Here is a 5,298-nt window from a genome sequence, read left to right on the forward strand (position 1 = left end):
TGCAGTATATTTCAATTATGGATTAAGGGTGCAGCGCTACCGCTGAATAGTTACGCTTAATTGTATTCATATCAATCTTCTGAACCTTTGTGTTTAATATCTTTGAAAAAGTAGGTGCGCTAATTTTGCCATTGATTCTGGCAAACAAACCATTTGTTATTTTCGCATAGTTCCGCTACTTGTTGTTGTCCTCGTCGAGCTCGGCTTTGCGAACCTTTCGGAAGAGGTCGGAGGCGAAGACGAAGTCGTTGAGGCGTTTGTTCTTGGCGTCCATCACTTGGTCTTTGGTGCCTTCCCATTCCTTGTGTCCTTGGTAGATGAAGATAATTTTCTCGCCGATGCCCATCACCGAGTTCATGTCGTGCGTGTTGATGATGGTCGTTATGCCGTAATCGTGTGTAATGTCCGACAGCAGGCGGTCTATGACGAGCGATGTCTTGGGGTCGAGACCCGAGTTGGGCTCGTCACAGAAGAGGTACTTCGGGTTGAGCACAATGGCCCTGGCAATGGCCACACGCTTCTGCATGCCGCCAGAGATCTCGTCGGGATACTTGGTCTCGGCGCCCTTGAGGTTCACGCGCTCTATGCACTCCATGGCGCGCCTGTCGCGCTCCCGGCTGCTCATCGATGAGAACATGTCGAGCGGGAACCTAACGTTTTCAAGCACGTTCAGCGAGTCGAACAAGGCCGATCCCTGGAACGTCATGCCCATTTCGCGGCGCAAAAGGATGCGTTGGCGCTTGTCCATGGTAACAAAGTCGCGACCGTCGTAGAGTATCTGTCCCGACGTGGGCTCCAGCAGTCCGACGAGGTCGTTCATCAGAACGGTCTTTCCCGATCCGCTCTGGCCGATGATGAGGTTGGTCTTGCCCGTTTCGAAGACAGCGTCGATGCCCTGGAGCACCGTTCTGTCGCCAAACGATTTGGTGAGTTGCTTAATTTCAATCATGATGGCTGATGGTTGAGAGGGTTGGGAAATGCGTTACGACAACAGTTGGGTGAGGAACACGTCGGAGAACAAAATGAGCACGCTCGACGACACCACGGCGTCGGTCGACGACTTGCCGACCTCCACGGAGCCGCCCTCCACGGTGTAGCCGTAATAGCTCGACACACTCGAGATGATGAAGGCGAAGAACAGGCTCTTGATGATGCTCATCCACATGAACCACGAGTTGAAGGCGTGGTGCATGCCCGACGTAAGGTCCTCGGGCGACATCATGTGGCCGATGTAGGCCGTGGCGTAGGCGCCCACAATGCCCATGGTCGATGAGAAGATCACCAGGAACGGCATGATGGTTACCAAGCCCATGATCTTGGGAAGGATGAGGTGGCAGGCCGAGTTGACGCCCATCACGTCAAGGGCGTCGATCTGTTGGGTCACGCGCATCGTGCCAATCTCCGAGGCGATGTTGGAACCCACCTTGCCCGCAAGAATCAGGCACATGATGGATGAGGAGAACTCCAGCAGCATGATTTCGCGCGTCACATAGCCCGTTACCCAATGGGGCATCCACGGACTCTGGATGTTCACCTTCATCTGGATGCAGATCACCGCGCCGATGAAGAACGATATGAGTAGCACGATGCCGATGGAGTCGACACCCAGTTGAGACATCTCCTTGACGTAGCGCTTCATGAACACACGCATGCGCTCGGGGCGCGAAAAGGAACGGCCCATCAGGAAGAGGTAGCTGCCAAACGTGGTGAGCCAGTTGCGGAGTAATTTAATGAGAAACATGTGCGTTGTCGTTTTTTTACGTTATCAATGCAAAAGTAACCAAAACATCCCGATAAACTGCAATCGGGCAGAAAGTTTTTAGAAGTTTTATGGTGAAACGTGGGCGTGTGTCGGTATTTATTTGTAATTTTACGCTCGGATTGGGCTTGCCCCTTTCCAAGACATCGTTGGTAAAACAAAGCATTCGCTATTATTTCGCGTTCAGCCAAAAGCCTCGGAAACTTATTGGATGGAAATAACGTAACAGAAATAATTGTGATAAGGCATTCGGTATGGCGTGCCTTAGATTATCGTATAATAGAAATGCATCTCGCCTTAGGCGTGATGTATTCTTTATTGATAATCTGAGGTTTCCATTCCGAGGCTGCCTCATAGCTGAACGCAATAAGGAGCATCACGCCCTTTTTGCGTCTTGGCGTGATTGATAGTTCGTGCTCATAAGTCTCATAACTATCAATCTTTATTACTCATGGCAAAAAGAACTATCGACAAGGCAAAAGCTGCTAAGAAAGACGAATTCTATACACAACTCGAAGACATTAACAACGAATTGCACCACTATCACGACCATTTCCGTGGAAAAACGGTGCTGTGCAACTGCGACGACCCACGCATAAGCAACTTCTTCACTTACTTCGCCTACAACTTCGAGTTTCTCGGCTTGAAGAAACTCATAACCACTTGCTACAAGAATCAGAATATGGACCTGTTCAGCCAAAATCAAAGCGAGCAGGCAGTGTATCTTGTATACGAAGGCGACAAGAACGGCAACCGTATCCCTGATGCCGAGGAAATAGGGGTGAAACCATTGAAAGGCGATGGCGATTTCCGCAGCAAGGAATGTATTGAGCTACTTAAAGAGGCTGATATTGTGGTAACTAATCCGCCGTTCTCATTGTTTAGAGAGTACGTTGCACAACTGATTGAATACGACAAGAAGTTCTTGATAATAGGTCATCAGAACGCATTGTCGTATAAAGAGATTTTCCCTTTGATAAGAGACAACAAAATGTGGTTGGGTTTTGGATTTAAAGGAAATGCAGGACATTTCATTTCTTCGTATGAAGATGTTGCAACTGCTGGCACCCATCGTAAAGGTATGATACGTGTTTCAGGCGTTACGTGGTTCACAAATCTTGATTATAAAGAACGCCACGAAAACCTCATCCTATACAAAAGCTATACTCCCGACGAATATCCTCAATACATCAATTATGATGCCATTGAGGTTTCTAAGACGGAGTTGATTCCTTGTGATTATGATGGCGTAATGGGAGTTCCCATCACATTCATGGACAAATACAATCCCGACCAATTCGAGATAATAGGCATAGGCAATGGTGGAGAGCTTGGCGTGGAATGTGGAGTTAGCGCCAACCTGACGGCAGAGCAATGTGCCGCATTGTTCCGTGAGGACAAGAGTTTCCGCAAAGGCAAATTGTGCTATCGTAATGACAAAGGCAAGCTCATTGGTTGCTATGCCAGAATACTTATAAGAAAAAGAGCATAATTTATCGTACCATAGAATTCAACTTATGAACATCGAGCTTAAATCAATCGCAATACGCGACCTTATATCCGGCTACACCAACGACCCCAATAATGGAGTTTATGGTTACCATGGCAAACTGAACATACGCCCGCCATACCAGCGTGAGTTTCGCTACGACTTGAAACAGCAGCAAGCCGTTATAGAAACAATCTTGAAAGGCTTTCCGCTCAACATAATGTATTGGAGCGTTGTTGGGGACGGAAGTTTTGAAATGATAGACGGACAGCAACGTACACTGTCCATCTGCGAATACTACCAACATGCCTTCAACATTGTGGACAAAGACCGCCCCGTGTTATATTTCGACAATCTCACTGATAAAGAAAAACAGCATTTCCTCGACTACGAGTTGACAGTGTATTTCTGCACCGGAACTGACAAGGAGAAACTCGACTGGTTTCGTGTCATCAACATCGCAGGTGAGCGTCTGCTTGATCAGGAGTTGAGAAACGCCGTGTATGTAGGGCCTTTTGTTACGGACGCACGCCGCTACTTCAGCAAGCATGGATGTGCGGCCTACAAAGTAGGCGGCGACTATATGACAGGAAAATTAGAGGAGCAGGCATACTTGGAAACTGCCTTGAAATGGGCGGCACGCCATGATGGAATAGCAGACACCACACCTGTAGACAAATATATGGCAATCCATCAGTACGACCCAAACGCTAACAAGCTGTGGGCATACTACATGCAGGTCATGACATGGGTAAAGTCAACTTTTCCAAAATACCGCAAGGAGATGAAGGGTCTTGACTGGGGGGAGATGTTTGATGAGTTCGGCAGTGAAGTTTACAACACCGACAAACTTGAACAGCAGATACATGACCTCATGGAAGATGACGAGATTATGAAGAAATCGGGCATCTACCGCTATGTGTTAAGCGGAGATTTGCGCGACCTCTCGTTCCGCACCTTCGACAAAAAGCAAAAGCGTGAAGCATACGAACGCCAAAAAGGCATTTGCCCTCATTGTGGCAAGCACTTTGAACTCGAAGAAATGGAAGCCGACCACATTAAGCCGTGGAGCAAAGGCGGAACAACGGTTGCAGACAACTGTGAAATGCTATGCCGTGAGTGTAACCGACGAAAGGGTGGTAAATAGATGGGATGTTGCACCTGATGGACGAAGTCGTCGTATTGCGTGAGCGGCATCTTATTGATGAAAGCCTCGTGGCGCACATACTCATTGCTGATGTCGGTGGCGGCTATGCCCTCGCCCTGATAGGTGAGGATCTCAACTCTCATGCAGCCATGACATTCAGGACAAATTATTCATTCATGGCTCATGATTGAGGAGAAATGGCCTTCTTGCGTTGCAATTCACATAAGTAAAATCCCCCACATAACAACTATTCCAAGAATCGTTACGAACACAGACCCCAAGCAGAATGCAATTGTTCTTACTCTCCATGTTTTACGCCATTGATGGTCTTCTTTCTTGAATTGTTTGAAGTATTTCAAATATTTGTCATTTGAGAACACTGCTTTGTATGCAGGAACATAACAAAGAACAATGGGAAGAGCTAAAATAGTTATGCTCAGAAGTGGGTTCAGATATGGATCAGTTTTAAGCGCAATCCCTCCAAAAAGGAAAGAAATGAATGCTGGATAGCTCGAGTAGAAATATCCAAACAGATAATGAGACATGCCAATTGACAATCCATATTTTTCACCATATTTTATATTCTCTATTTCCTTATCTTGACCATTCAATCGCTTTTTCATTTTTTCTTTAAATTCAAACTTTAGGGGAAGAACAAACATTGGCTTATAGAGAAATCTTACTATTACCTCAAATTTCTTACCTGACCAAACCTGCTCGAGATATATGCAATAATGTATTGCATTCAGAAAGTACTCAAATTTAACGAACTGACTTTTTTTATTTTCCATAAACTTTACCTATTCACCATTCCGCCCATGGCGGAGGAGGATGCGTCCATCAAGCCCGTGCCCATTCTTGCGGCTTGGGCGTATGATCCTATCCCTGAGGAAGACGCACTGG

General features: G+C 46.7%; 5 protein-coding genes and 1 pseudogene. 2 read left to right on the forward strand and 4 right to left on the reverse strand.

Annotation, left to right across the window (positions count from 1 at the left end):
• Positions 1–175: 175 nt before the first annotated feature.
• Together WKK33_RS00245 and WKK33_RS00250 are read right to left on the reverse strand one after the other, a co-directional pair.
• Positions 176–949, reverse strand: a complete 774-nt coding sequence (locus WKK33_RS00245; protein ID WP_215759894.1) for an ATP-binding cassette domain-containing protein — start codon at positions 947–949, stop codon at positions 176–178.
• Positions 950–982: 33 nt separating this feature from the next.
• Complete coding sequence (locus tag WKK33_RS00250) at positions 983–1,741, reverse strand: ABC transporter permease (protein WP_309438569.1); 759 nt, start codon at positions 1,739–1,741, stop codon at positions 983–985.
• Positions 1,742–2,210: 469 nt separating this feature from the next.
• Here WKK33_RS00250 and WKK33_RS00255 point away from each other — a divergent pair, with 469 nt between their 5' ends.
• Both WKK33_RS00255 and WKK33_RS00260 read left to right on the forward strand, forming a co-directional pair.
• A complete protein-coding gene (locus WKK33_RS00255; protein WP_337931973.1) occupies positions 2,211–3,251 on the forward strand; it encodes an adenine-specific methyltransferase EcoRI family protein in 1,041 nt (346 codons plus the stop codon).
• Between the two features lie 25 nt (positions 3,252–3,276).
• Positions 3,277–4,395 (forward strand): DUF262 domain-containing protein, encoded by a 1,119-nt coding sequence (locus WKK33_RS00260; protein WP_337931974.1) that lies wholly within the window; start codon positions 3,277–3,279, stop codon positions 4,393–4,395.
• 2 nt (positions 4,396–4,397) lie between these two features.
• Here WKK33_RS00260 and WKK33_RS00265 read toward each other — a convergent pair.
• Together WKK33_RS00265 and WKK33_RS00270 are read right to left on the reverse strand one after the other, a co-directional pair.
• Positions 4,398–4,532: pseudogene (locus tag WKK33_RS00265) on the reverse strand (Cof-type HAD-IIB family hydrolase); the annotation flags it as partial.
• Between the two features lie 81 nt (positions 4,533–4,613).
• Positions 4,614–5,186 (reverse strand): hypothetical protein, encoded by a 573-nt coding sequence (locus WKK33_RS00270; protein WP_337931975.1) that lies wholly within the window; start codon positions 5,184–5,186, stop codon positions 4,614–4,616.
• Positions 5,187–5,298 lie beyond the last annotated feature (112 nt).

Origin of the sequence: Hallella sp., assembly GCF_037460745.1 — a bacterium.
Lineage (GTDB): Bacteria > Bacteroidota > Bacteroidia > Bacteroidales > Bacteroidaceae > Prevotella > Prevotella faecis.

Excerpts from the sequence above, each read along its gene's own strand:
- WKK33_RS00245 (WP_215759894.1), bottom strand. The coding sequence starts at position 949 with ATGATTGAAATTAAGCAACTCACCAAATCGTTTGGCGACAGAACGGTG.
- WKK33_RS00250 (WP_309438569.1), bottom strand. The coding sequence starts at position 1,741 with ATGTTTCTCATTAAATTACTCCGCAACTGGCTCACCACGTTTGGCAGC.
- WKK33_RS00255 (WP_337931973.1), top strand. The coding sequence starts at position 2,211 with ATGGCAAAAAGAACTATCGACAAGGCAAAAGCTGCTAAGAAAGACGAA.
- WKK33_RS00260 (WP_337931974.1), top strand. The coding sequence starts at position 3,277 with ATGAACATCGAGCTTAAATCAATCGCAATACGCGACCTTATATCCGGC.
- WKK33_RS00270 (WP_337931975.1), bottom strand. The coding sequence starts at position 5,186 with ATGGAAAATAAAAAAAGTCAGTTCGTTAAATTTGAGTACTTTCTGAAT.